Source organism: Streptomyces sp. NPDC033174 (assembly GCF_055577795.1).
In genome coordinates this window covers 359,826-384,356 of record NZ_JBVIPQ010000005.1, presented here as the reverse complement: position 1 = coordinate 384,356, position 24,531 = coordinate 359,826, and the positions used below count along the sequence as shown (strand labels likewise).

17 protein-coding genes and 1 pseudogene are annotated in these 24,531 nt (G+C 73.1%); 9 read left to right on the top strand and 9 right to left on the bottom strand.

Annotation, left to right across the window (positions count from 1 at the left end; all coding sequences use genetic code 11):
- Positions 1 to 891, bottom strand: a complete 891-nt coding sequence (locus tag ACZ5VC_RS18515; RefSeq protein ID WP_469121088.1) for an FAD binding domain-containing protein — start codon at positions 889 to 891, stop codon at positions 1 to 3.
- 277 nt (positions 892 to 1,168) lie between these two features.
- Between ACZ5VC_RS18515 and ACZ5VC_RS18510 the strand changes: the two genes are divergently transcribed.
- The 3 genes from ACZ5VC_RS18510 to ACZ5VC_RS18500 all read left to right on the top strand — a co-directional run bounded on the left by ACZ5VC_RS18510 (position 1,169) and on the right by ACZ5VC_RS18500 (position 4,616).
- Positions 1,169 to 2,863, top strand: coding sequence for a PucR family transcriptional regulator (locus ACZ5VC_RS18510; protein ID WP_469121087.1), 1,695 nt, complete (start codon positions 1,169 to 1,171; stop codon positions 2,861 to 2,863).
- Positions 2,864 to 3,346: 483 nt separating this feature from the next.
- On the top strand, positions 3,347 to 4,135 hold the full coding sequence (locus tag ACZ5VC_RS18505) for a hypothetical protein (RefSeq protein ID WP_469121086.1): 789 nt from the start codon (positions 3,347 to 3,349) through the stop codon (positions 4,133 to 4,135).
- Between the two features lie 49 nt (positions 4,136 to 4,184).
- A complete protein-coding gene (locus ACZ5VC_RS18500; RefSeq protein ID WP_469121085.1) occupies positions 4,185 to 4,616 on the top strand; it encodes a PPOX class F420-dependent oxidoreductase in 432 nt (143 codons plus the stop codon).
- A 17-nt stretch (positions 4,617 to 4,633) separates the two neighbouring features.
- Here ACZ5VC_RS18500 and ACZ5VC_RS18495 read toward each other — a convergent pair whose 3' ends face one another.
- Entirely contained in the window at positions 4,634 to 5,950 is a 1,317-nt protein-coding gene (locus ACZ5VC_RS18495) for a WD40 repeat domain-containing protein (RefSeq protein ID WP_469121084.1), read from the bottom strand.
- A gap of 38 nt (positions 5,951 to 5,988) precedes the next feature.
- Entirely contained in the window at positions 5,989 to 6,891 is a 903-nt protein-coding gene (locus ACZ5VC_RS18490; RefSeq protein WP_469121083.1) for a GntR family transcriptional regulator, read from the bottom strand.
- 149 nt (positions 6,892 to 7,040) lie between these two features.
- Between ACZ5VC_RS18490 and ACZ5VC_RS18485 the strand changes: the two genes are divergently transcribed.
- Both ACZ5VC_RS18485 and ACZ5VC_RS18480 read left to right on the top strand, forming a co-directional pair.
- On the top strand, positions 7,041 to 7,910 hold the full coding sequence (locus ACZ5VC_RS18485) for a (2Fe-2S)-binding protein (RefSeq protein ID WP_469121082.1): 870 nt from the start codon (positions 7,041 to 7,043) through the stop codon (positions 7,908 to 7,910).
- Positions 7,911 to 8,105: 195 nt separating this feature from the next.
- Complete coding sequence (locus ACZ5VC_RS18480; RefSeq protein ID WP_469121081.1) at positions 8,106 to 9,167, top strand: DUF2637 domain-containing protein; 1,062 nt, start codon at positions 8,106 to 8,108, stop codon at positions 9,165 to 9,167.
- 70 nt (positions 9,168 to 9,237) lie between these two features.
- Here ACZ5VC_RS18480 and ACZ5VC_RS18475 read toward each other — a convergent pair whose 3' ends face one another.
- The gene (locus tag ACZ5VC_RS18475) at positions 9,238 to 9,645 is read right to left on the bottom strand and encodes an ATP-binding protein (RefSeq protein WP_469121080.1); all 408 of its coding nucleotides are present in this window, start codon (positions 9,643 to 9,645) and stop codon (positions 9,238 to 9,240) included.
- Positions 9,646 to 9,809: 164 nt separating this feature from the next.
- On the opposite strand from ACZ5VC_RS18475, the gene ACZ5VC_RS18470 reads away from it, so the two are divergent.
- On the top strand, positions 9,810 to 12,977 hold the full coding sequence (locus tag ACZ5VC_RS18470) for an alpha-mannosidase (RefSeq protein ID WP_469121079.1): 3,168 nt from the start codon (positions 9,810 to 9,812) through the stop codon (positions 12,975 to 12,977).
- A gap of 33 nt (positions 12,978 to 13,010) precedes the next feature.
- Here the strand turns inward: ACZ5VC_RS18470 and ACZ5VC_RS18465 are convergent, their stop codons facing one another.
- The 3 genes and pseudogenes from ACZ5VC_RS18465 to ACZ5VC_RS18455 all read right to left on the bottom strand — a co-directional run bounded on the left by ACZ5VC_RS18465 (position 13,011) and on the right by ACZ5VC_RS18455 (position 20,317).
- Positions 13,011 to 14,753, bottom strand: a complete 1,743-nt coding sequence (locus ACZ5VC_RS18465) for a pyruvate dehydrogenase (protein ID WP_469121078.1) — start codon at positions 14,751 to 14,753, stop codon at positions 13,011 to 13,013.
- Between the two features lie 27 nt (positions 14,754 to 14,780).
- Positions 14,781 to 16,427 carry a protein phosphatase 2C domain-containing protein gene (locus ACZ5VC_RS18460; RefSeq protein ID WP_469121077.1) on the bottom strand — a complete coding sequence of 549 codons (1,647 nt, stop codon included), beginning with the start codon at positions 16,425 to 16,427 and terminating at the stop codon, positions 14,781 to 14,783.
- Positions 16,428 to 16,547: 120 nt separating this feature from the next.
- Positions 16,548 to 20,317 (bottom strand): annotated as a pseudogene (locus ACZ5VC_RS18455) (S8 family peptidase).
- A 191-nt stretch (positions 20,318 to 20,508) separates the two neighbouring features.
- On the opposite strand from ACZ5VC_RS18455, the gene ACZ5VC_RS18450 reads away from it, so the two are divergent.
- The 3 genes from ACZ5VC_RS18450 (at position 20,509) to ACZ5VC_RS18440 (ending at position 22,677) form a co-directional block, all read left to right on the top strand.
- Positions 20,509 to 21,492: a helix-turn-helix domain-containing protein gene (locus tag ACZ5VC_RS18450; protein ID WP_469121076.1), complete on the top strand. Its 984-nt coding sequence runs from the start codon at positions 20,509 to 20,511 to the stop codon at positions 21,490 to 21,492.
- 85 nt (positions 21,493 to 21,577) lie between these two features.
- Entirely contained in the window at positions 21,578 to 22,060 is a 483-nt protein-coding gene (locus ACZ5VC_RS18445; protein ID WP_469121075.1) for a DUF456 domain-containing protein, read from the top strand.
- A gap of 224 nt (positions 22,061 to 22,284) precedes the next feature.
- Positions 22,285 to 22,677: a PPOX class F420-dependent oxidoreductase gene (locus ACZ5VC_RS18440; protein ID WP_469121074.1), complete on the top strand. Its 393-nt coding sequence runs from the start codon at positions 22,285 to 22,287 to the stop codon at positions 22,675 to 22,677.
- 23 nt (positions 22,678 to 22,700) lie between these two features.
- On the opposite strand, the gene ACZ5VC_RS18435 is transcribed toward ACZ5VC_RS18440, so the two are convergent.
- Positions 22,701 to 23,147, bottom strand: coding sequence for a GNAT family N-acetyltransferase (locus ACZ5VC_RS18435; protein ID WP_469121073.1), 447 nt, complete (start codon positions 23,145 to 23,147; stop codon positions 22,701 to 22,703).
- A 19-nt stretch (positions 23,148 to 23,166) separates the two neighbouring features.
- A complete protein-coding gene (locus ACZ5VC_RS18430) occupies positions 23,167 to 24,507 on the bottom strand; it encodes a DNA-3-methyladenine glycosylase 2 family protein (protein ID WP_469121321.1) in 1,341 nt (446 codons plus the stop codon).
- Positions 24,508 to 24,531 lie beyond the last annotated feature (24 nt).

The following is a 24,531-nucleotide window of genomic DNA, read 5'->3' as shown; positions in this document are numbered from 1 at the left end:
TTATGCAGCTCCCTCAAGCGTGCGGCCGGCGCCGCGGTACTGCTCCCAGGTCCAGCCGAGCTGGCGGCGGGCCATGATGCCCACGGCGTGACGGCGGTACTTGGCGGTGCCTCGGACATCGTCGATCGGGTTGCTCGCGGCCGAGCACAGGTCCGCGAACTGCTTGGCGATCGACGGGGTGATGATCTTGCCGCTGTCCCAGAACCCGCCCTCTTCCAGAGCCGCGTTCAGGAAGACCTCGGCCTCCTTGGCGCGGATCGGGGTCGGCGCGGCCGAACCGATGCCGGTGCGGACCGTGCGGGTCTCGGGGTGCAGGGCCAGGCCGAAGGCACACACCGCGATGACCATCGCGTTGCGGGTGCCGACCTTGGAGTACTGCTGGGGGCCGTCCGCCTTCTTGATGTGGACGGTCTTGATGAGCTCGTCGGGCTGCAGCGCGTTGCGCTTCACGCCCGTGTAGAACTCGTCGATGGGGATGAACCGGTTGCCGCGGACCGACTCGACCTCGACCTCGGCGCCGGCCGCCAGCAGGGCGGGGTGGGCGTCACCGGCCGGGGAGGCGGTTCCGAGGTTGCCACCGACGCCGCCGCGGTTGCGGATCTGCGGGGAGGCGACGGTGTGCGACGCGAGGGCGAGACCGGGCAGTTCGGCACGCAGCTCTTCCATGATCTGCGTGTACGGAACGGAGGCGCCCAGACGGACGTTCTCCTCGCCGACCTCCCACTCGCGCAGCAGCTCGATGCGGTTCAGGTCAAGCAAGTACTCCGGCCGCCGGTGGTCGAAATTGATCTCAACCATGACATCGGTGCCACCCGCAATGGGCACAGCCGTGGGGTGCTCGGCCTTCGCGGCGAGCGCCTCCTCCCAGCTGGCGGGGCGAAGGAAGTCCATGAGTGGCTCTCTTCTACGTGATTCGGGGTCGTTCGCTGGGCCCGGGGGGACGGCCGGCCCTCGACTTCATATTCATGTGCTGTTAACGCGGTGTGTGGCCTAGTACACAAGCCCCGACCGCCCGGGTGCAGTCACCGAAACCATGAAGGAGTTGGCTGGTGACCATCGTCGTCTTGTAGATTCGAACGAAAGGCGGGGAACAGTCACCTCGCTGTTTCCCCCCGGAAACGGTGGCCATGGGTCACCGGCAACAACGAGACAGATCGGCGGCAACGAGATGCGGCTGCGCGCACTGCTGGAAACCGACGCGCTGGGGCTGCGCCTGCTCGGTGGTGAGGACGAGCTCGATCGCACAGTCCGTGGCGTGATGACTACCGACCTCAGGGACCCGAGCCGCTATCTTTCCGGCGGCGAGCTGGTCCTCACCGGCCTCGCGTGGTGGCGCGACGCCTCCGACGCCGAGCCGTTCGTCCGGATCCTGGCCAGTGCCGGGGTGGCCGGGCTGGCGGCGGGCGAAGCGGAACTCGGGGACATTCCCGATGATCTGATCGAGGCGTGTTTGCGCCATCGGCTGCCACTCTTCGCAGTCAACGAGTCCGTTGCATTCGCAACGATTACCGAGCATGTGGTGCGGCAGGTGTCGGGCGAACGGGCCGGGGACCTGGCGGCCGTCGTGGACCGCCACAGGCGGCTGATGACCTCCGGTCCGGCCGGCGGCGGCCCGGAGGTCGTCCTCGATCTCCTGGGCTCCGACCTCGATCTCCGGGCCTGGGTACTCTCCCCCACCGGCCGCCAGATCGCGGGCGCGGGCGAACCGCTGGAGCCCGGTCTCAGCGCCAGGCTCGCGGGCGAACACCTCGCCGCGACCCGCACCGGGCGGCGTGGCCCGCACCGGCTGGCGATGGGCGGCACGACGTACTCGCTCTTCCCGATCCGAAACACCGGCCGTGGCGCGGCGCCCGCCTCCCGGGACGTCCGGGAAACCGTGCTGTCGGACTGGCTGCTGGCCGTCGAGGCCGACGCGGGCGACTGGCCCGCGGCCCGGCTCGACCTCCTGCAGGGCGTCACCCAGCTGATCGCCGTCGAACGGGACCGACGCGACGCGGCCCGTACGGTACGGCGCCGGCTGGCTCAGGAGGTCCTCGAACTGGTCACGACCGGGGCCGCGCCCGCCGAGATCGCGGCGCGGCTGCGGGTCGCGGCGCCGGTCCTGCTGCCCGGGCTCGGCACCGCGCCGCACTGGCAGGTCGTCGTCGCCCGCGTCGAATGGGACCAGGAGGGCACGCCGGGCGCGACCGTGGAGAGCGGCCCGGTCGCCCAGGCGCTGCTGGAGGAGATCCTCGTCGACCCGGCGACCGTCGGCTCCGAGTCGGCCGACCGGATCGCCGTAGCGCACAACGGCGACGAGGCCATCGCCCTCGTACCGCTGCCCGCGGTCGTCCCGTCCGACGAGGAGGAGGGCGACGCGATAGAGGCCGGCCTGCACGCGGACGCGCTGCTCGCGGCGGTCCGCGACCCGCTCTCGTCCGGTCTGGCCGACGACGGCCGTCTCACGCTGGGCGTCAGCGCGGCCGTCCACTCCGCCGAGGGCCTGCGGGGAGCCCTGGAGGAGGCCCGCCACGCCCGCCGCGTCGCCGCCGCCCGCCCGGGCCGCGTCTGCGCCGCGGGCCACCACGAACTGGCCTCCCACGTCCTCCTCCTTCCCTTCGTCCCGGACGACGTCCGCCGCGCCTTCACGGCCCGCCTCCTGGACCCGCTGCGTGACTACGACCGCCGCCACCGTGCGGAACTCATCCCGACCCTGGAGGCCTTCCTCGACTGCGACGGCTCCTGGACGCGGTGCGCAACGCGGCTGCATCTGCATGTGAACACCCTGCGCTACCGAGTGGGCAGGATCGAGCAACTGACGGGCCGCGACTTGTCGCGTCTGGAGGACAAGCTGGACTTCTTCCTGGCGCTGAGGATGAGCTGAGGGTGAGCTGAGCGGGTGGGCCGGGGAGCGCGGAGGCGCTTCCCGGCCCACCCGGCAGCGCCCGCACGCCTCCCCCGCCCGCACCGCCTCGCATCCCCCGCAGACTCCCGCGGACTCCGGCAGGGACGGGGCACGGTGTCGCGCCCTCGCGGCACCGCCCGGCGGCGGGTTGACCGCCGTCACCCGTGGCGGTCACGGAAGATCCCGCTCCGCGACGGGGAACGGCCGGTGACCACGCCCCGGCGCCCCGATAGCGCCCGACGAGGGCTGCCACCTGGCACTTGTCTCCCCCGAGGACAACACGGACGCCGATCCGACGGGCCGCTGACTCCTCGTCAACGCCGTCGGCACGCCGATCGGCCGCCAGGGATTGTGAATTCATTCACCTGACCCCTTGGCCCGGCGCGCCCATCCGTGCTGAGATGCGAGCTGACTCAACAGCTCAATGGCGCGCTCGGGGAGGGCAATGTGGCGGATACCGCCATGTCTGGTTCCGAAACAACGGATGGCGACGATCCGTCCCTTGCCTACGGCAAGGAGACCCCCGTGGAGACCGCGATATGGCGTCTGCGGTCGCGTGGCTGCTGGACCGACGCGGCCGCCCTGCTCGCCCCCCACGCCGCGGAACCGGCGGCGGCGCTGGAGCGGGCGGCACTGCTGATCGAACGGTGTCTGTACACGGAGAAGGGCTGGGCCGAGGCGGAGGAAGCGCTGCGGGTGGCCGAGGCCGTCGCCCAGAGCGACGACGAGCGCGGAGCGGCCGCCTGTGAACGGGGCCATCTGGCCTACGCGTCGACCCTCCTCGGGGTGCGGGACCGGGCCGACGAGGCGCGGGCCGCGCTCGGCCGGGCCGCCGCGCTGATCGCCCCCGAGGGTGAGGGCCGGCCTCTGCTGGACCTGCGCCGCGGGCTGATCGCACAGAACCTCGGCGACTCGCCCCAGGCCGCCCGGGCCGCCTACCGCCGCGCACACGCGGGCGCGGCGGCTCGGGGCGACACGCTTCTGCTCTCCTCCACCTGGCGCCACCTGTCCGGACTCGCCCTGCGTGAAGGAGAGTTGGCGGAGGCACGGCACGGCTTCGCGGAGTCGCTGCGGATCCGGGAGGAACTGGGCTACCTGGTCGGGACGGCCCCGGCGCTCACCGCGCTCGCCGACACCGAGACGGAACCGGAGGCGGGCCGGCTGCGGGCGGAGGCGGCCAGGCTGTTCCGCCTCCTCGGCGGCGTTCCGACCTGGCTGGCACCCCAACTGGCGCCCCTGTCGGCTGCCTGACATTTCGTCACCAGGAATAGCGGACGCCCGTCGTGACTTGGTCACGGACATGACCGCCATTCCGTTCAACCCCCGCACGCTGCTCCGGGAGAGCCGACTCGGTGTCCTCGCCACGATCAAGTCGGACGGCCGCCCTCAGCTCTCCCCCGTCATGCCCTTCTACGACCCGGAGGCCGAGGTCCTCTACGTGTCGATGACCGAGGGGCGAGCCAAGACGGCCAACCTCCGGCGGGACCCGCGGGCCGCGCTGGAGGTCACCAGCCCCGACGGCGGGTCCTGGGCCACCGCCGAGGGCACCGTGACGCTCACCGGCCCGGGTACCGATCCCGACGGTCCCGAGGTCGAGGCGCTGGTGCGCTACTACCGGCTCGCCGCCGGGGAGCACCCGGACTGGGACGAGTACCGGTCGGTGATGGTGTCCGACCGCAGGGTTCTGATGACGATGAAGGTCGACCACGTGTACGGCGCCCGGATCCGCTGACCGAGATCCGGGCGTCGTCACATCCGTTGCCGCAGCACGGTCAGTGACTCGTCCGTGCCGATGACGACGGAGGCGTCCGGCAGGACCGCCACCGCCCGGACCGGCGGGCCCGGGCGGAACGTCGCGGCCGGGGCCGCCGTGCCGAGCCGGTGGAACGCGACCAGGCCGTCGCGCCAGCCGATCGCCAGCGCGGGGCCGGTGGCCGTGGCCGCCGCGTGCAGGGCGACGACCGGGCAGCCGCGTTCGGTGATCGGGGCCGGCAGGGGGTCGCCGCCGACGGGCCAGCCGCGGACCGTGCCGTCGGCGCCACCGCTGTACGCGTGGGCCGCACCCGGGGCGTCCCCGGAGCCCGGCAGTGCGGCGAGGGCGGTGACCCGGCCGGAGTGCAGCGCCGCCTGGTGGACGCCGTCGAGCCCGAAGGCGTGCACGGACCCCATGCGGTCGCCGACGAGCACCGTGCCGCCGGCCGTCGCGAGGGTGGTCCCCGGATGGCGTACGAGCGTCGCCGACACCGCTCCCGTCAGCCGGTCCATGCCGCTCGGCCGGTCGCCCTGCGCGGTCCGGGCGACCGGTACGACGTGCGCCTGGCCCCGCTCGTCGAGGACCAGCACACGGCCGTCCGGGAGCGGCGCGAGCGCGCGTGGGCGCAGGCCGGCCGGGAGGGGAGCGGCGGCCGGGTGGGCGTCCGCCGCGTGCAGGACGTGCACGGTGCCGAGGTCGTCTGCCAGCAGGAGCAGGTCCACCTGAGGGACGGTGCCGAGCGCCGCGACGGGGCCGGGCCAGGGCGGCGTCACATCTCCCCGGTGGCGGGCCCACACGACGTCGGCCCCTGTTTCCGCGGCGATCCCCCGGAGGACGGGGCGCAGCCGGGGGTCGGCGTCGCCGCCGAGGGCGGCGAGCAGGACGAGGGCGCGTACGGCGGCCGGCTGGTCCCGGGTGAGCGACTGGCCGGCCCGCAGCCACGCCGTACGGAGACCGCCGTGGTCACCCGGACCGGCTTCATAGCCGGCCGTGACGGCGACGGGGTCCGCCGCGCACACGGCCGCGGGGTCGTCGAGGCGCAGGGCGGCGTCCGCGCCCGACGGCGCTTCGCCGGCCGCCTCCGGTCCGCGGTCGGTTGCATCACCCGGCCCTTCACCGACGAGCCGGACATGCCCCGTCTCCCCAAGCGCCGCCGCCAGTTCGGCGATCCCCCGTGGATCCCGGGCCTCGGCGAGCTCCGTGAGGACCAGTTCCGTACGCGTCGCGGAGACCAGCAGCTCGGAGAACAGCTCGGCCGGGGTCCGGGCGACCACGCCCAGGCCGTTGGCCAGCGCCCAGACGGCGCCCCGCACGCTCCGGCCTCCCAGCGGGACCACCAGGCGGTCGGGCGTCAGCTGTCCGCTCCGGTGAAGTGCTCCCGTACGAGGGACTGGACCACCGGAAGATCCTGGGCGACCAGCGCGTCCAGCAGCGCGGTGTGCTCGGCGGCGTCCGCGACCAGGTCGGCGAGCGAGGTCCTGGCCGCCGCCGGACCGGGGTGCGCGGGGGGTGCGGCCATCAGCGGCCACTGGGAGCGGCGGTGCAGGTCGTCGGCGACCGCGACGAGCTGGTCGTTGCCGGCCAGGGAGAGGACTGCGCGGTGGAAGGCGCGGTCGGTCTCGGCGTAGTGGGCGCGGTCGCCCCGGGCCGCGGCCGCGGCCGTCGCGTCGGCCAGCGGGCGCAGCTCGCACCAGCGGGCGGCGGGCACGGTCCGGGCGAGCCGCAGCATCACCGGGACCTCGATCAGGGCGCGGACCTCGGCCAGCTCGGCGAGGTCGCGGGGGGTGCGCCGGATGACGCGGAAGCCCCGGTTCGGTACGACCTCCACGGCGCCCTCGATGGCGAGCTGCTGCATCGCCTCGCGCACCGGTGTCGCGGAGACTCCGAAGCGTTCGCCGAGCACGGGGGCGGAGTAGACCTCGCCGGGGACCAGCTCGCCGCCGACGAGGGCGGTGCGCAGGGCCCGCAGGATCTGGCCGCGGACGGAGTGCCGCTGGACGGGATTGGGAGCGCCTGTGGGGGCGGGGGGCTCACTGTGGGTGTGCTCGCCACGCGCCTGCTCCGGTACCCGTACGGAGTCGTCACCCGTCGGGCGTACCTGGGCGTCCGGCGCCCGCGCGCCCTCGTTGTCCGCGGGCCGTAGCGAGGCGGTGTCCGGGACCCGTGCCGAGCCGGTGTCCGGGGTCCGTGCGAGCGCGGCAGCCTGCGCGTACGGCGGCTCCGCCGCCCTCTCGCGCGCTCTGCCCTGCTCCACCCGGCTCCTCCTGAGGCCTCGTACCGGCCCCGCTCGCGGTGCAGGGGCCTCCTGTGCACCATAGGCGGACAGGGCTTCAGTTCAAACCTCGAACGCGTCGGGTAAGGTAAGGCTTACCTGCAAACGATCGCGATTCGGTGGTCCCCTGCATGTCGACTCCCGCCCTGCTCCCCGCCCCTCACGCCGCTCCGCCGACCGCCCTCACCTCTCCCGTGGCGGCCGCGTACGCACGCCTCACCGAGGCGTTCCCCGGGCTGCGCGTGCGGGAGCTGGCCGACGGCGAGCAGGCCCCGCGCGGCGGCGGCTGGGTCGGCGCGGACGAGCTGGCGGCCGGCGGCCCCGCCCTGGACGCCTTCCTCGCCTGGGACAACGCGCAGGTCCTCCGGGACTACGGCCAACAGGCCCGCCCCGACGTGGTGGCGAGCTTCGGTCTGCACCGCTACGCCTGGCCCGCCTGCCTGCTGATCACGGTGCCCTGGTTCCTGCACCGCCGGGTGCCCAGGGTCCCCGTCGAGGCGGTCGCCTTCCAGCGGACGCTCGGCCGGATGACCGTACGGATCGGCGACTTCGCCTGCCTTCCCGGGGACCCGGCTGCCCGACTGCCCGGCGCCAGGGTCGTCCCCGGCGAGGAAGCGCTGCGCGCCGAGGCGCGGGCGGCGCTCGCCGAGCACTTCGAGCCGGTCCTCGGCGGCTTCGGCCCGCGGATGCGGCGCGGCAGGCGCGCACTGTGGGGCATGGCCACGGACGAGATCGTCGAGGGGCTCTGGTACGTCGCCCATCTGCTGGGCGAGGAGCGCCGGGCGATGGCCGAACTGGAGCTGCTCCTGCCGGGGACGGCCAAGCCGTACGCGGGGACTGCGGGCTTCCGGGAGCTGACCGGGCCGGACGGCGCCGCGCTGCCGACCCGGGACCGGGCCAGCTGCTGTCTCTTCTACACACTGCGCCCCGAGGACACCTGCGTGACGTGCCCCCGTACCTGTGACGCGGAGCGGATCCGCAGGCTCAGCGCGACCGCGTGATCGCCACGCCACTCGTGCGGGTGACTTAAATCGAACTCAACTCGGCCTGGCCGTAACAGAGTTCGAGCAGATCGCACCTATTCGTATGCCTTGTCGTCTCAATGGCGTCCTCTTGCTCCGAAACCCCTTGAGGGCGGTCGGGCTTCGGCCAGTATGGGCCGCCGAACCGCCCCACTGCGATGCAAGGGACACCGCATGAGACTGACCGACATATCGCTGGACTGGCTGCTTCCGGGTGGCGTGATGCTCGCCGGAGTCCTGACGGCGGTGGCGGTGCTCGCGCGCGGCAAGCGCGCCGGTGACCAGGCCGCGGCCGACGACACCTGGGAACGCAGCGAGGAGCGCCGCAGGCGCAAGGAGGCGGTCTATGGAACCGCCTCGTATCTGCTTCTCTTCTGCTGCGCGGCGGTCGCCGCCGCTCTCTCCTTCCACGGGCTGGTCGGCTTCGGCCGGCAGAACCTCAATCTGACCGGCGGATGGGAGTATCTCGTCCCCTTCGGACTCGACGGCGCGGCCATGTTCTGCTCGGTGCTGGCGGTCCGCGAGGCCAGCCACGGCGACGCGGCCCTCGGCTCCCGGCTCCTCGTCTGGACGTTCGCGGGCGCCGCCGCCTGGTTCAACTGGGTGCACGCTCCCCGGGGCCTCGGCCACGCGGGCGCGCCGCAGTTCTTCGCCGGCATGTCGCTCTCGGCCGCGGTCCTCTTCGACCGCGCGCTGAAGCAGACCCGCCGTGCCGCGCTGCGCGAACAGGGCCTGGTGCCCCGTCCGCTGCCGCAGATCCGGATCGTACGGTGGCTCAGGGCGCCCCGGGAGACCTTCGGCGCCTGGTCGCTGATGCTCCTCGAAGGCGTACGGACGCTGGACGAGGCGGTCGACGAGGTCCGCGAGGACCGGCGCGAGAAGGAGCGCAACCGGCACCGCAGGCGTGAACAGGACAAGCTGGACCGGGCGCACTTCAAGGCGCTCAGCCGGCAGAACCGGGCCTGGGGCATCGGCCGCGGCGGCGGCCGCCAGGTCGAGGTCCAGGCACTGACCCCCGCAGCGGGCTCCGCGACGTCGGCCGTGGGGTCGCCCGTCGCGGAGCCCGCCATAGCGGACCCCGGACAACTGCCGCTTCGACCCCGGCCCTCCCTCCAGGCCGTCAGGGGAAATGAACCCCGGACGGTGGACCTCACCGCCGAGGACGACACCCAGACGCTGCCCCGGCTCGACTCCCTGGAGCGCAAGCTCAAGGATCTGGAGCAGCAGTTCGGCTGACGGCCCGACACCGACACCGCCCACGGCCGCGGCCGACGCCGTGGGTACGACTCCGAACCGGGCGGCGGGCTCACCCGGCCGAGGTGGGCCCGCCGCCCAGTTCGAACCAGACCACCTTGCCCATGGCCTGAGGGCGAACGCCCCAGGCGTCGGCGAGCGCCTGCACCAGCAGAAGCCCCCTGCCGTGCGTACCGTCGTCGGCGTGCGGTACGTGGGACGGCTCGGGCAGGCCCGGGACGAAGTCCCGCACCTCCACACGGAGGGCGCCGGGTTCCACGGTGGCGGTGACCTCGGCGCCCTGGCCGGTGTGTATCAGCGCGTTGGTCACGAGCTCCGTGGCGAGCAGCTCCGCGACGTCACCGGCGCCTGGTTCGCCCCAGTGCCGCAGCATGTCGCGCAGAGCACTTCTCACCTCCCGCACCGCCGATAATTCCGAGCACCCCACTCTGCGGCGCCATTGGGTCGACTGCCTGCTCATATCCCCCACCCGCACGTCGTTTCGACCCTTCTCGCTTCGAACACACTCCCGGGATGCATGCCCCGCCCAGGGGCCGCCATTCATGGAGAACCGTCAAAGCGGATGCATCGGGGTAAGTCATCACTCGGCAGTACGCCCCCCGTGCGAGAGAGTGAGGTCCCGCGATGCATGACGACCGCCCCCAGGTGGAGGCGCGCCTGGAGCGTGCCCTGGGCCGGTTCATCCGCCCCGCGCAGTACGCGGACCGGGTCCCGCTCGCCCTCACCGTCTGGCACGCGCCCGGCGAACCCGTCCCGGTGACCGAGGCGCTTCGGGCGACCTACAGCCCGTTCGAGCCCGGCGCGGCATGGGGCGCTCCCTGGTCCACCAGCTGGTTCCGGATGCGCGGCACCGTGCCCGGGGGGTGGGCCGGGCGCCGCGTGGAGGCGGTCGTCGACCCGGGTTTCACCGGCGACGGGCCCGGCTTCCAGGCCGAAGGGCTCGTCCACGACCGTGACGGCGTCCCGCTCAAGGGCATCCACCCGCGCAACCGGTACATCCCCGTCGCCGCGCCCGCGCGCGGCGGAGAATCCGTCGACCTGCTGCTGGAGGCGGCGGCGAACCCGGCGGTCCTGCGCGACTTCGAACCGACCGCCCTCGGGGACGTACTGACCGCGGGGCACGGGCCGTTGTACCGATTCGCCGCTGCCGAACTCGCCGTACTCGATGAAGAGGTGTGGCATCTGATCCTCGACATCGAGGTGCTCTCGGAGCTGATGCGGGAGCTCCCGGAGGACAGGTCGCGCCGCCACGAGATCCTGCGGGCGCTGGAGGACATGCTCGACGGGCTCGATCTGCACGACGTGGCCGGTACGGCGGGCGGCGCGCGCGCCCGGCTGGCGGACGCCCTGTCCCGGCGGGCGGCGCCGAGCGCCCACCGGATCTCGGCGGCCGGCCACGCCCACATCGACTCGGCGTGGCTCTGGCCGCTGCGCGAAACCGTGCGGAAGGCGTCCCGGACCTTCGCCAATGTGACCGCGCTCGCGGGCGAGTACCCCGAGCTGGTCTTCGCCTGCTCGCAGGCGCAGCAGTACGCGTGGGTGAAGGAACACCAGCCGCACATCTGGGAGCGGATCACGTCCGCTGTGGCGACGGGCACCTGGGCGCCGGTGGGCTCGATGTGGGTGGAGTCCGACGCGAACATGCCGGGCGGGGAGGCCCTGGCCCGCCAGATCACGCACGGCAAGCGGTTCTTCGCGCAGGAGCTGGGGGTGGAGACGGAGGAGATCTGGCTGCCGGACTCCTTCGGCTACACGGCGGCGTTCCCTCAGTTGGCGAAGCTCGCGGGCGTGCGCTGGTTCCTCACGCAGAAGCTGTCGTGGAACCAAACCAACAGGATGCCGCACCACACCTTCTGGTGGGAGGGCATCGACGGGACCCGGGTGTTCACCCACTTCCCTCCTGTGGACACCTACAACTCGCAGCTCCACGGCCGTGAACTTGCCCACGCCGAGAGGAACTTCGCCGACAAGGGGCGCGCCACCCGGTCACTGGTCCCGTTCGGCTGGGGCGACGGCGGTGGCGGCCCGACCCGGGAGATGGTGGAGAAGGCGCGCCGGCTGCGGGATCTGGAAGGGTCGCCGAGGGTGAGCATCGAGCGGCCTTCGGCGTTCTTCGCGGCGGCGCAGGAGGAGTACGGGGCTCAGGCGCCGGTGTGGTCCGGGGAGCTGTACCTGGAGCTGCACCGGGCGACGTACACCACGCAGGCGAAGATGAAACAGGGCAACCGGCGCGCGGAACACCTGCTGCGGGAGGCGGAGTTGTGGGCCACGGCGGCGGCCCTGCGCGCGGCCGGCCGTTCCCGTCGGGACGCCCCCGACACGCCTCGGGACGCCTTCCCGGACGACGCGGACGCCTTCCCGGACTCGGGCGCGTCCGCGTATGCGTATCCGTACGACGATCTCGACCGGATCTGGAAGACCGTCCTGCTGCACCAGTTCCACGACATCCTGCCCGGCTCGTCCATCGCCTGGGTGCACCGTGAAGCGCGCGAGACATACGCCCGGGTGCGGGAGGAGCTCGAGGGGATCACCCGGGCGGCGGTGGCCTCGCTGGGCGGCCCGGGCCCGGCGCCGGGCGTGTGCAACGCGTCGCCCTACGCGCGGGCGGAGGTGGTCGACCTCGAGGACGAGGGCCCCGTACTGGTGCGGGTCCCGGCGCTCGGCAGTGCCCTCGTGCGGCGGGACGGCGACGCCGATCCGCACACCGCTCCCCCGCGCGTCACGGTCGGCGGGAGCGCCCAGGAGGGATTCGTCCTCGACAACGGTCTTCTGCGGGTCGTCGTCGACCACGAGGGGCTGCTGGCATCCGTACGGGATCTACGGGCCGGCCGCGAGGTGCTCACACCCGGCGGGCGGGGAAACCTCCTCCAGCTGCACCCCGACCACCCCAACCACTGGGACGCCTGGGACATCGACAAGCACTACCGGCGCAGCCACACCGATCTCACGGCCGCCGACTCCGTTTCACTGACGGAGGAGGGGCCCCTGCGTGGGGTGGTGCGCGTGGTGCGCACCTTCGGGGCCTCCCGAATCGTCCAGGACACCGTCCTGTCCCGTGGCAGCGGGCGGCTCGACATCGTCACGGACATCGACTGGCAGGAGTCCGAGAAGGTCCTGAAGGCGGCTTTCCCCCTCGATGTGCACGCGGAACGGTCCACCGCCGAGATCCAGTTCGGCCATGTCCACCGGCCGACCCATGTCAACACCGGCTGGGACGCCGCCCGGTTCGAGATCTGTGCCCACCGCTGGCTGCGGGTCGCCGAGCCCGGCTACGGCGTCGCGCTGCTCAACGACTCGACATACGGTCATGACGTCACCCGCACCCCGCACGACGAGGGCCTGGGCACGACCGTCCGTCTGACCCTGCTGCGAGCGCCGCACAGCCCGGATCCACAGACCGATCTGGGCCCGCACCGCTTCACCTACGCGCTCATGCCGGGCGGTTCGACGACCGACGCGGTACGGGAGGGCCTGGCACTCAATCTGCCGCTGCGCGTCGCCTCCGGCGTACCGACGCGCGCCCCGCTGGTCGACACGGGGCACCCCGCGGTGACCGTGGAGTCCGTGAAGCTTGCGGACGACCGGAGCGGCGATGTGGTCGTACGGCTCTACGAGTCGGCCGGGACCCGCGTGGAGACGACGCTCAGGACGTCCTTCCCCGTGGCGCGCGCCCAGGTCACCGACCTGTTGGAACGGCCGCAGCACGCCGCCGACCGAGCGGACGGCGGGGTGGCCCTGCGGCTGCGGCCCTTCCAGATCCTCACCCTGCGGCTCACCCCGGCCGGTGCGTAGGGGGGTAGGCCGCGTGAGCCAAGGGGACGATCCTCAAGGGCGGGGTACGTTGCGCAGGTTGGAGCGGGCCATCTGGAGCATCCGGCCCACGCCACCGTCGAGGACGATCTTGCTGGCGGACAGGGCGAACCCGGTGACCATGTCGGCGCGGATCTTCGGTGGAATGGACAGGGCGTTCGGGTCGGTGACCACGTCGACCAGGGCGGATCCCTTGTGCCTGAACGCGTCCTTCAGCGCGCCGGCGAGCTGCTTGGGCTTCTCCACGCGGACGCCGTACGCCCCGGCGGCGCGGGCGATCGCCGCGAAGTCCGGGTTCTGGTTGTGGGTGCCGTACGAGGGGAGTCCGGCCACCAGCATCTCCAACTCGACCATGCCGAGGGAGGAGTTGTTGAAAAGGACGATCTTCACCGGCAGGTCGTGCTGGACGAGGGTGAGGAAGTCGCCCATCAGCATGGAGAACCCGCCGTCGCCCGACATGGAGATGACCTGCCGTCCGCGATCGGCGAACTGGGCGCCGATCGCGTGCGGCAGGGCGTTGGCCATGGAGCCGTGGCTGAAGGATCCGATGATCCGCCGTCGCCCGTTGGGCGAGAGATAGCGGGCCGCCCAGACGTTGCACATGCCGGTGTCGACGGTGAACACGGCGTCGTCGTCGGCCAGTTCGTCGAGGACGGAGGCGACGTACTCGGGGTGGATCGGAACGTGCTTGTCCACCTTGCGGGTGTAAGCCTTGACCACGCCTTCGAGGGCGTCCGCGTGCTTCTTCAGCATCTTGTCGAGGAACTTCCGGCTGGTCTTCTCCCGCACGCGCGGGATGAGGCAGCGCAGGGTCTCGCGCACGTCTCCCCAGACGGCCAGGTCCAGCTTGGAGCGGCGGCCGAGGTGTTCCGGACGGACGTCGACCTGGACGATCTTGACGTCGTCGGGAAGGAAGGCGTTGTACGGAAAGTCGGTGCCGAGCAGGATCAGCAGGTCGCACTCGTGGGTCGCCTCGTAGGCGGCGCCGTAGCCGAGCAGTCCGCTCATGCCGACATCGAACGGATTGTCGTACTGAATCCATTCCTTGCCCCGGAGGGCGTGCCCCACCGGGGACTTGACGCGCTCGGCGAACTGCATGACCTCCGCATGGGCACCGGCCGTTCCGCTGCCACAGAACAATGTCACCTTGCCGGCGTCATCGATCATCCGTGTCAGTGCGTCGATCTCGGCGTCGCCGGGCCGCACTGTCGGACGTGTGGTGACCAGTGCGTGCTCGACGGACGCCTCGGGCGCCGGCTGGGAGGCGAGGTCGCCTGGCAGGGTCACCACGCTGACGCCGCCCCGGCCGATCGCGTGCTGGATCGCCGTCTGGAGCAGCCGGGGCATCTGCTGCGGGTTGGAGATCATCTCGTTGTAGTGGCTGCACTCGCGGAACAGCTGCTCCGGGTGGGTCTCCTGGAAGTAGCCGAGACCGATCTCGCTGGAGGGGATGTGGGAGGCGAGCGCGAGGACGGGGGCCATCGAGCGGTGGGCGTCGTAGAGCCCGTTGATCAGATGGAGGTTTCCCGGGCCGCACGATCCCGCGCAGGCCGCGAGCCTGCCGGTGATCTGCGCCTCGGCGGCGGCGGCGAAGGCGGCGACCTCCTCGTGCCGTACCTGGACCCAGTCGATGGCGGGTGTGCGGCGGATGGCGTCGACGACGGGGTTCAGGCTGTCGCCGACGACTCCGTACATCCGCCGCACTCCGGCGCGGACGAGGATGTCGACGAACTGTTCTGCCACATTCTGCTTGGCCATGGATCCATCAACCCATGGCGTGTGGCATTACGCCTCCCAGACTGCGACACCCGTACGGTCGTCGGAGTACCCCTTCACCCTCAGCTGGGTGTCCGCGAGGAACGCGGCCAGGCCCGGCGGCTCCCGGGTCGCCCATCGCTCGGCCAGTTCCTCCGCGAGGGCGGGCTCGCCGCGCAGCGGCTCGGCGAGGCCATGGCCTGCCAGCAGCAGCGTGTCGCCAGGGCGGGCCACCGAGGCACGGAAGCGGAACGGTTCGGGCGGGGGCGGCAGCGGGGCCTCGACATAGGGGGACGGGGGTGTGGTGATGCCCAGGTCCATGGTCAGTCGCTCGTCGTGCGGCCCCTGCGCCTCGGGGCGTGCGTCGGGCCCGGCTGCGGGCCGCGGCCGGGACGGCGCGCCGGGCGGCGGTGAGCCGTAGCCGACCACGGGCTCGCCCCTGACGGCCACCGGCTCGGCGACCCGCGGCTCCAGGTCCTGCCAGGCGCCGTCGCGCAGGCGGAAGAGGCCGCCCTCGCCGACGCCGAAGAAGACACGTGTGCGGCACTCGGGGTCGGCCGACAGGAGCAGGCACCGCAGGCTCGCGGTGTACTCCTCCGGTGCGACACCGAGTTCGGCGGCGCGGGCGCGGAGCCTGCCGAAGGAACGGTCGGTGAGCCGGTGGAGTCCTGACTTGAGGTCGCCCCGGCGACCGGCCCGGATGTCCTCGGAGAGCCGGGTGTGACTGCGGCCGACCGCCTCGCCGATCCAGCGGCAGGCGTCGGCGGCGGCGAGGTGGGCGCCTTCGGCGGCGCGCGCACCGCTCGCCACGGCGACGAGCACCAGCGCGGCGGCGCCGTCGCCGAAGCGCGCGGTGATGAGCGAGTCCCGGCGCGGCTGGCCGCGATAGCGCGCGGAGTCCCCGCGCACGGAGGCGGCGCGCAGTGTGTACGTGCCGTACTGCGCCCCGTCGAGCACGGTGTCGGCGACCAGCTCCCGCAGTTCGTGCGGCCGCGCCAGGGGCAGGGCGGTGGGCTCGGGCGCGTAGGTGGGCGGACCGTCGCCGACATGGCCGGTACGGGGTGGTGGCACGGAGGCGACCGCGGGGGGTTCGGGGGCGGCGGGGGCCCGGGGCGGCGGCGGGGGCGTCTCGGCCAGCGGCGGGCCGGCCGGCCGGGGCGGCGCGGCGGGCGGTCCGGGGGGTGGGCCGGGGGGTGGCTCGACGGGTGTGGCGGGTGCGGGCGCGGGCGGGACAGGAGGCGGTGCGGTCGGCGGGTCGGCGAAGGCGCGGGGCCCGGCGGACGACTCCGGGGCCTCCGGGGGCTCCCACGGTGCGCGCGGCCTCTCTGTCCAGGGCCGCGCGGGCGGTTGAACGGGAGGCGGTGGGGCCGTGGCCGACAGTGCGTCGGGTTCCCACCAGGCGCGGGGGCGGGCGGCCTCGTCCGGCTCGGCCGCCGTCATGTCTCCCGGCCCTCCGGGCTCGCCGGGTCCTTGCGGCTCCGGGCGCTCCTGGCGGGGGCCGGGGGCCTTCACGGCCTCGGACGCCGAGCCGAAGCGGTCGTCGAGGGTGTCGCCGGGACCCGCGCCGGCGGCCTGCCCGGGCCGTGCGCCCGGACCCGTGTCCGGCGCGGCGTCGTCATAGAGCTTGTCCCACCAGTCGTCCGCGCCGGCGGGCTGCCTCTCCCCCTGCTGACTCATGCCCTTATTGTCCACCGCGAGGGGCGTACGAAAACGGGGCATCCGGAAAAAGCGGCGGAAAAAGTAGTCCGCCGGACGACCCCACCCCCCACGGGAAGGACGTCCGGCGGACCGGCGTGATCAGCGCACGTCGTAAGCGCGGACCACGGTCTGGGTGACGGACGCACCGTGGGCGTCCGTCAGTTCGGTTCTCAGGGTGACGGGCCTGCCCGCCGCGCCCGCGTGGTTCACGGTCGCGTTCCACCGGCCGCCGCGCTGCGAGACCTTCGCGTCGGTCCAGGTCGCGCCACCGTCGTAGGAGTACGCGAGCGTGGCCGAGGTGAGGGCGCCGGGCGTGTAGCCCGCGTGGCCCGTCACGGTCAGGCCGATCGTCTGCCCGTCCGCCGCGGCGAGGGTTTTGAGGCCGTCCTCCGGCAGGTCGTACCGGGGGAACAGAATCGGAATGCCCTGAGAGTAGACGCTCTCATCGAGCTGGGAGGTGAATTTCCAGAGGGAGTTGACGGCGGTGGAGCGGTTCCACACCCTGCTGCCGATCTTCGTGGTCCGCTGCTCCAGCTCATATGTCCGCTTGCCGGACGGCACGTCGAAAACTCCGAACGGATAGCCGCTGCTGCCGAGCTCCTGACCGTCGGCGCGCAGGGTCACATTGCCGATGTCACCGAAGGAACCCGCCTCGGCGTGGTGGGTGCTGTCGCCCCACATCGCCGCGGCGAAGCCGATGAGATTGCCCTGGCGTTCGGCCACGAGCAGCGGCTTGCCGGTCGCGTCGCGCGGGGCGACCGGGGCGACGACACCCTCGTACCACTTCTCGGGGCGCGCCGAGCCGGCCTCGTAGGACCTCCGCTGCCCGAGCATGAACTCACCGAACGGGAAGCTGCTGGACAGCAGTTGGTCCCACTGAGTGTCTCCGGCCGTGTAGTACTCGGTGCGGGTGCCCGGCACGGAGACGGACTCGAAGCCCGCGAAGTACACGGCCGTGCCGTCGGGGCGGTGGGCGGCGGCGCTGTCGACGAAGTCGGTGGCCACTCCCATCGAGTCATAGGTCGACGTGGTGCTGCCGAGCTCGCGGTCCGCGACCCGGTAGGCGCGGTCGCCCCGGATCTGGCCGGTCTCGGGGAAGGCGAGGCTGTAGAGGTAGGGGCTCTTCGCCGTGGCCTTCCGGCCGAGGGTGACCGGGCCGGCGGAGAGCCGGGCGAGGAGCGCGTCGCCCTCGGCCGGGGGGACGGCGAGGACGGGGATGCCGACGCCGCCGGCCAGGCCGGTGCTCGGGTACCAGCGGCCGGGCGCGGTGCGGTGGCCGAGGACGGCGACGGCTCCGGCCGCCTTGGCGTCGCGGGCGCAGCGCGGAGGTGTCGGTGTCCGGGAAGCGGACCAGGGCGATACGGCCCCGGACGCCGGCGGCCGCCAGCTCCTGAGGGGTTCCGGACCCGGCGTCGGCGAGCCGGGCGCCGGCGGTGCCGTCGAGGTTGTCGGCCCCGGTGTTGGCGGTGACCGGGTGGAGTGCGGGTCCGCCGGCGACCTTCAGTTCGGAGATCTGCGGGGCGGCGGAGCGCCAGTAGCTGCCGAACTCGAAGTCGCCGTCGGTCGCGCGGCCTTCGACGGAGGCGTAGTAGCCGCGGATGGTGCGCGGGCCCGCTGCCGTGCCGGCGTGCAGCCAGGTGTCGCCCCAGGAGCGGGAGAAGGCGAGGGTCGCGCCCCGGACTTCACCGGGGCGGTCGGTGGTGACGGCCAGGCGGTGGGCCCTGCGGGCGTCCAGGACGACGGTGGTGTCCTTCGTCAGCTCCAGTTGGGGGCGGCCCAGATAGCTGAGCGAGTCGTTCAGGGTGGCGCCCGCTCCGGCGTCGGGCGTGGTGACGAAGCCGGAGAGGAAGTAGGAGCCGGGGCGCAGCCGGTAGACCTGGTCGGCGGCGCCCTCGTTGAAGCGCCGCGAGCCGGTGGCGTCGTCGGTGCCGATGACGTCGAGGGAGGACGCTCCGTCGGCGGGCCTGCCCTGCCGGTCGATCAGCTTGACGCGCAGGGTGACGGTCTCGGGCTCCACGTGGAGGGAGAACGGTCGAGACGCCGATACCGCCGGGCGCGGTGGCGAGGACGCGTCCGGTGACGTCGCCGTACTGGGCGCGGGTGAGGCGCGCGGACGGGTCGAGGGTCAGCGGGACCGTGACGGCGGCGCCGGCCGGGACGGTGACCGACCGCTTGCCGAGGCGGGCCGCGGCGGAGCGGACCGTGGAGCCGTCGTTGCCGGTGACCTTCTGGACGGCGAGGGTGAGGGTAACGGGCCGGGAGGTGGTGTTGGTGTAGGGCACGGTGACGGTGGTGCGGTCGCTGCTGTGCTGCGGCCAGCGGAAGGTGCCGCCCTGGACGGCGGGTGCGCCGAGGACCGTCTGGTCCACGGCGGCCTTGACGTCCAGCCGGCCGCCGCCGACCTCGCGTACGTCACCGGGGACTCCGCTGTCGGCGGAGGAGACGAGGGCGGCCTTGATCTGCTGGGCGGTCCATTCGGGGTGGCGCTGCTTGACGACGGCGGCGGCGCCCGCGACGTGCGGGGTCGCCATGGACGCGCCGGACATGGACCGGTAGGCGTACACGCCACGGCCGTCGGCGGAGGTGGCGGAGATGGCGACGCCCGGGGCGGCGATCTCCGGCTTGAGGGTGTGCTGGACGATCGTCGGCCCGCGGCTGGAGAAGTACGCGGTGGAGTCGTCGCGGTCGGTGGCGCCGACCGTGAGGACGCTCGGGGCGCAGCCGGGCGAGGAGACGGTGCCGAGGGAGGGGCCGGAGTTCCCGGCCGCGAGGACGAACAAGGTCCCCTTGTTCTGGGCGAGTTCCTCGGCGGCGGCGCTCATCGGGTCGGTGCAGTCGGTCGGTTCGGGGCTGCCGAGGCTCATGGAGACGACGTCGGCGCCCTGGTCGACGGCCCACTGCATACCGGCGATGATCCAGGACGCGGCGCCGGAGCCGTAGTCGTTCAGGACCTTGCCGTTGAGGAGGTCCGCGCCGGGGGCGACGCCCTTCTTGCGGCCGTCGCTCGCGGCGCCGGAGCCGCCGGCGGTGGAGAGGGTGTGGGTGCCGTGGCCCTGGCGGTCGCCGGTGCCCTCGGAGTCGGTGAAGTTGCGCGAGGCGGTGATCCGGCCCTTGAGGTCGGGGTGCTCGGCGTCGGCGCCGGTGTCGAGGACGGCGATCGTGGTGCCCTTGCCGTCGAAGCCGGCGGCCCAGGCCTCGGGAGCGTGGACCTGGGCGGTCGAACGCTCCAGGGTGGCCTGGACCTTGCGGTCCAGCCACAGCTTCTTCAGGCCGGAAGCGGCGCGTGGCGCGGGGGCGGAGACCTGCGGGGCGATGTCGGCCCAGAAGGCCGTGGCCTGCTTCTTGTCCGTCTTCAGGGCGACGCCGTCGATGGCCGTCAGGACCTGGCCGCGCCGGGCGCCGCGCGGGGCGGCGGGCGCGGAGCGGGCCACGTCGGTGCCGTACACCGCGATCAGCGGGAGGTCCTTGGCGCGGGTGTCGTCGTAGCCCTGCCGGATGAGGCCCATGACGTTGAAGAGTTCCTCGTCGACCCGGTTCGCGGCGAGGGCGGCGACGGCCGTCTCGGGATAGACGTACAGATCCTTGCCGGAGCGGCGGGTCTGGACGAGGGGGACGGTTCCGTCCTCGCGCGGCAGAGCGGTGGCGGCCGGGTTTCCGGCGGTGTCACGGGTGACCAGTACCCGGTCACCCGTGACGAGGGTGATCGTGACCGGCCGTTCCCCCGTGCGCGCGGCGGCCTCGCTGCCGACCGGAGGTCTGTGGGCGGTCGTGCCGTCCTGCGGCCGGGCGGCCACGGACGGCGCGAGCGCGGTGACGGCGGCCAGGGCGGCGGCCGTCGCCCCGAGTGCCGTACGCGATATCGGACGCATCGCTCTCCCCAGGTGATTCCGTCCCAGGAGCCCACAAAGGGCCCTTGGAGGGAGGCTGTTGGTGCTGCGGTGGCGCCACATTGGCAGAGGAACGGGTGGTGCAGGGATGATGGCCGAGGCGGGAATGCGCCGTGGCCGATTCCCGCCACTGCGTGGTGGAACGTGATCGTCCGGTGAGGGGTGGGGCAGCGATGCTGAGTGCGATTGGTCTCGACGAGCGCCAGGAATCCGCGTATCGGGCGCTGGTCGCGCTGGGCGCGGCCGAAGTCGCCGATCTGGCGCACCGGCTGGCCCTGCCGGAGACGGAGACGGAGCGCGCTCTGCGCCGGCTGGAGTCGCAGGGGCTGGCCGCGCAGTCCTCGTCCCGCACCGGGCGCTGGGTGGCGGCGCCGCCGGCCGTGGCGCTGGGCGCTCTGCTGACCCAGCAGCGCCACGAACTGGAGCAGGCGGAGCTGGCCGCCGTGCTGCTGGCTGAGGAGTACCGCGCCGAGGCCGCCGAGCCGGCCGTGCACGACCTGGTCGAGGTGGTGACGGGCGCGAGCGCGGTGGCGCACCGTTTCCTCCAGCTCCAGCTGGGTGCGACGGAGGAGGTCTGCGCCCTGGTGACGGGCAGGCCGATCGCGGTCACCGGGATGGACAATGTGGCCGAGGAGCGGGCGTCGAACCGGGGCGTCGGGTACCGCGTGGTGCTCGAACGCGAGGTGCTGACCCTGCCCACCGGGCTCGTCGAACTGTCGACGGCCCTGAGCCGCGACGAGCAGGTCCGGGTCGTCGATCAGGTGCCGACGAAGCTGGTCGTGGCCGACCGGGCGCTCGCGATGGTGCCGTTGACCGGCCGGGGAGCGGAGCCCGCGGCGCTGGTCGTCCACGCGAGCGGGCTGCTCGAGTCGCTGATGGGCCTCTTCGAGGCGGTGTGGCGCGAGGCCCTGCCCCTGCGGCTGGGGACGGGCGGGCAGGTGGCGTGGGAGGACCGCCCCGCACCGGACGCCGTCGATCTGCAGATCCTGTCGCTGCTGCTGGCGGGGCTGACGGACGCGAGCGTCGCGAAGCAGCTGGAGCTGGGGCTTCGGACCGTGCAGCGCCGGGTGAAGGGGCTGATGGAGCTGGCCGGGGTCACGACCCGGCTGCAGCTGGGCTGGCACGCGTACGAGAAGGGCTGGGTCGCCCGGGTCTGAGCGGTACGCGGGGCCGGGGGCGACGTCCGGCGAGCGACACACGGTCCGGGGAGCGGGGACGGGTGCGTTCCTGCACGCTTGACAGATGGGTGTGTGGCAGCTCCTTCTGATCGCACTGGTGATGCTGCTCGGCCTGGTCGGGGTGCTCGTTCCCGGCGTGCCGGGCTCATGGCTGGTGTGGTCGGCGGTGCTGTGGTGGTCGCTGCACGAGCAGACGGGCCTGGCCTGGGGGCTGCTGGTCGGATCGACGGTGTTGCAGCTGGTCAGCCAGGTGGTCGTCTGGCAGCTGCCGCCCCGCAGGATCCGCGGGATCGGGATCACGCGGAGGATGGTGGCGTTCGCCGGTCTGGGGGCGCTGATCGGATTCCTGCTGCTTCCGGTGGTGGGGGCCGTCCCCGGCTATGTGGGCGGGATCTACCTCTGCGAGCGCCGGCGCCTGGGCGGCCACGGCCAGGCGGTCGCGTCCATGAGGAACGTGATGCGGGCGTCCGGCGCCAGCGTGCTGGTGGAACTCGTCGCCTGCCTGGTGATCGTGGGCGCGTGGGCGGGCGCGGCGATCGGGGGCTGACGCCGGAACCCCGGACGGCCGTGGGCGCGTGGGCGGGCGCGGCGATCGGGGGCTGACGCGGGAACCCCGGCCCGCGAAGGGGGCTGCCGGCACGGTGAGCGGGAACCGGATCGGGACCGTGAGCGGGACTGCCGACCTAGGACTTCGACGGTAGGACCTCGACGGCGCGGACTAGGACCGATCGCCGATGCGCCCGGTGGGGCGGGCGCGCCATCCTGAGCCTCATGACCGCATTCAGCGACGCCGAGCGCGCCTATCTCGGCAGCCAGCGGCTGGGGCGCCTGGCCACGGTCGACCCGCAGGGGCAGCCGCAGGCCAACCCGGTCGGTTTCTTCCCCCAGGACGACGGGACGATCCTGGTCGGCGGGATGGCCCTCGGCCGTACGAAGAAGTGGCGCAACCTCCGGGCGAATCCGAAGGTGGCGCTCGTCGTCGATGACGTCGTCAGCGTCAGGCCGTGGCGGGTACGCGGCGTCGACATCCGCGGTGAGGCGGAACTGCTGGTCGGACCCCACAGTCTCGGCCCGCACTTCAGCGAGGAGGTCATCCGGATCCACCCGCGGCGGATCCACAGCTGGGGCCTGGACGCCGACCGCTCCTCCGACGCGTCCTCCTAGCGCCGGCCGGACGCGCGGACCCGTCAGGCGTTCGCCGGCAGGTCGATCTGGTACTTGATGAACCCGCGGTTGTCGGCGACCTGGTCGTAGAGCCGCCGGGCCGTGGTGTTGGTCTCCTGGGTCATCCAGTAGACCCGGCAGCAGCCCTGCTTCCGCGCCCACTCGGTGACGGCGGCGATCAGCGCCCGGGCCGCGCCCCTGCCGCGTGCCTCGGGGGCGGTGAAGAGGTCCTGGAGGTAGCAGACGTCCGGGCCGGACGTGCTGGGGTGGACGAAGAAGTGGGTGATGCCGACCAGCCGGCCGTCCAGCCACGCGCCGAGGGCGTGCAGCCGGGTGTCCTCCTGGAAGGCCTGCCAGGAGCGCTCGTACATCGCCGCCGGTTCGGTGCGCCCGTAGAAGTCGATGTACGAGCGGAAGAGCGCTTCCCAGTCGCCGCGGTCGGAGGGTGCGAGTCTGTCGATCGTGATCATCGGTCCACGGTGCCACGGCTCAGGGCGCGATGGCCAGATAGCGCAGGGCGTAGGACCGCCAGGGCCGCCACTCCTCCCGCTCGGCGCACTCGTCGGCCGCCACGTCGGGATCTGTGAGCGAGCGCATCCTGATGAGCGCGGCGGTCCGCGCGCCGATTCCGGGCAGGGCGAGCAGCGCCCGTTCGGCCCCGTCGCGGTCGGCCCCCGGGTCGAGCCGTACGGAGCCGTCGGCGAGCGCGGCCGCCAGCGGCCCGGCGACCGGGTGGCCGACGAGCGCCGAGGGCTCGGGAAAGAGATGGGTGAGCCCGCCGCAGGCGGTGTCGAGCGCGGTTCCGTACGTCTCGGCCAGCCGCGCGCTCTCCGCCGGGCCGACGAGCGCCCGGATCGCGAACTCCTCCGGCTCGGCCGCCCCCGGCGAGCGCAGGCCCGGGCGGGCGGCTACGCGCGCCCCGATGACGGGATCGGCGCCGAGCCGTTCGGTGACGGCGTACGGATCGGCGTCCAGGTCGAAGAGCCGGCGCAGCCGCTGGACGGCGGTGGTGAGGTCGCGCAGGTCGGTCAGGTGGATGCGCGCCTCCAGCCACGGGCCCGCGGACTTCTCGTCGACGGCGACGATGCCGGAGCCGTAGGGCAGGCGGAGCGTGCGGCGGTAGGTGCGGGCGCCGGGCGCGCCGACGACCTCTTCGACCCGCTCGACCGCCTCGTCGGCGAGGAGGTCGAAGACCTCGCGGGCGGCGTACGGGCCGCGGTGGGCGAGGCGCAGCGGGACACCGGCGGCGAGGGCGGTCCGGGGGCCGGTCCCGGTGCCGGACTCGGCCCGAAGCTCGCTGGGGGTACGGGCGTAGATCTGGCGGATGGTGTCGTTGAACTGCCGGACGCTCGCGAAGCCGGACGCGAACGCGATCTCGGTGACCGGCAGTCCCGTGGTCTGGAGCAGCAGACGGGCGGTGTGGGCCCGCTGGGCGCGGGCGAGCGCGACGGGGCCGGCGCCCAGCTCCGCGGTGAGCTGGCGCTGGACCTGCCGGGCGCTGTAGCCGAGCCGCCCGGCGAGGCCTGGCACGCCCTCACGGTCGACGACCCCGTCGCCGATCATGCGCATGGCGCGGCCGACGACGTCGGCGCGAACGTTCCACGCGGCCGACCCGGGGACGGCGTCCGGCCTGCATCGGCGGCAGGCGCGGAAGCCGTGTCCCTGGGCGGCGGCCGCGGTGGGGAAGAACGTGACGTTCTTCCTCTTGGGGGTGACGGCGGGGCAGCTCGGCCGGCAGTAGATGCCGGTCGTTTCGACGGCGAAGAAGAACTCGCCGTCGAAACGGGCGTCGCGGCTGCTCACCGCCTCGTACCTGGTGTCTTCGTCCATCACGGGTCCAGTGTGCGCCGTCGG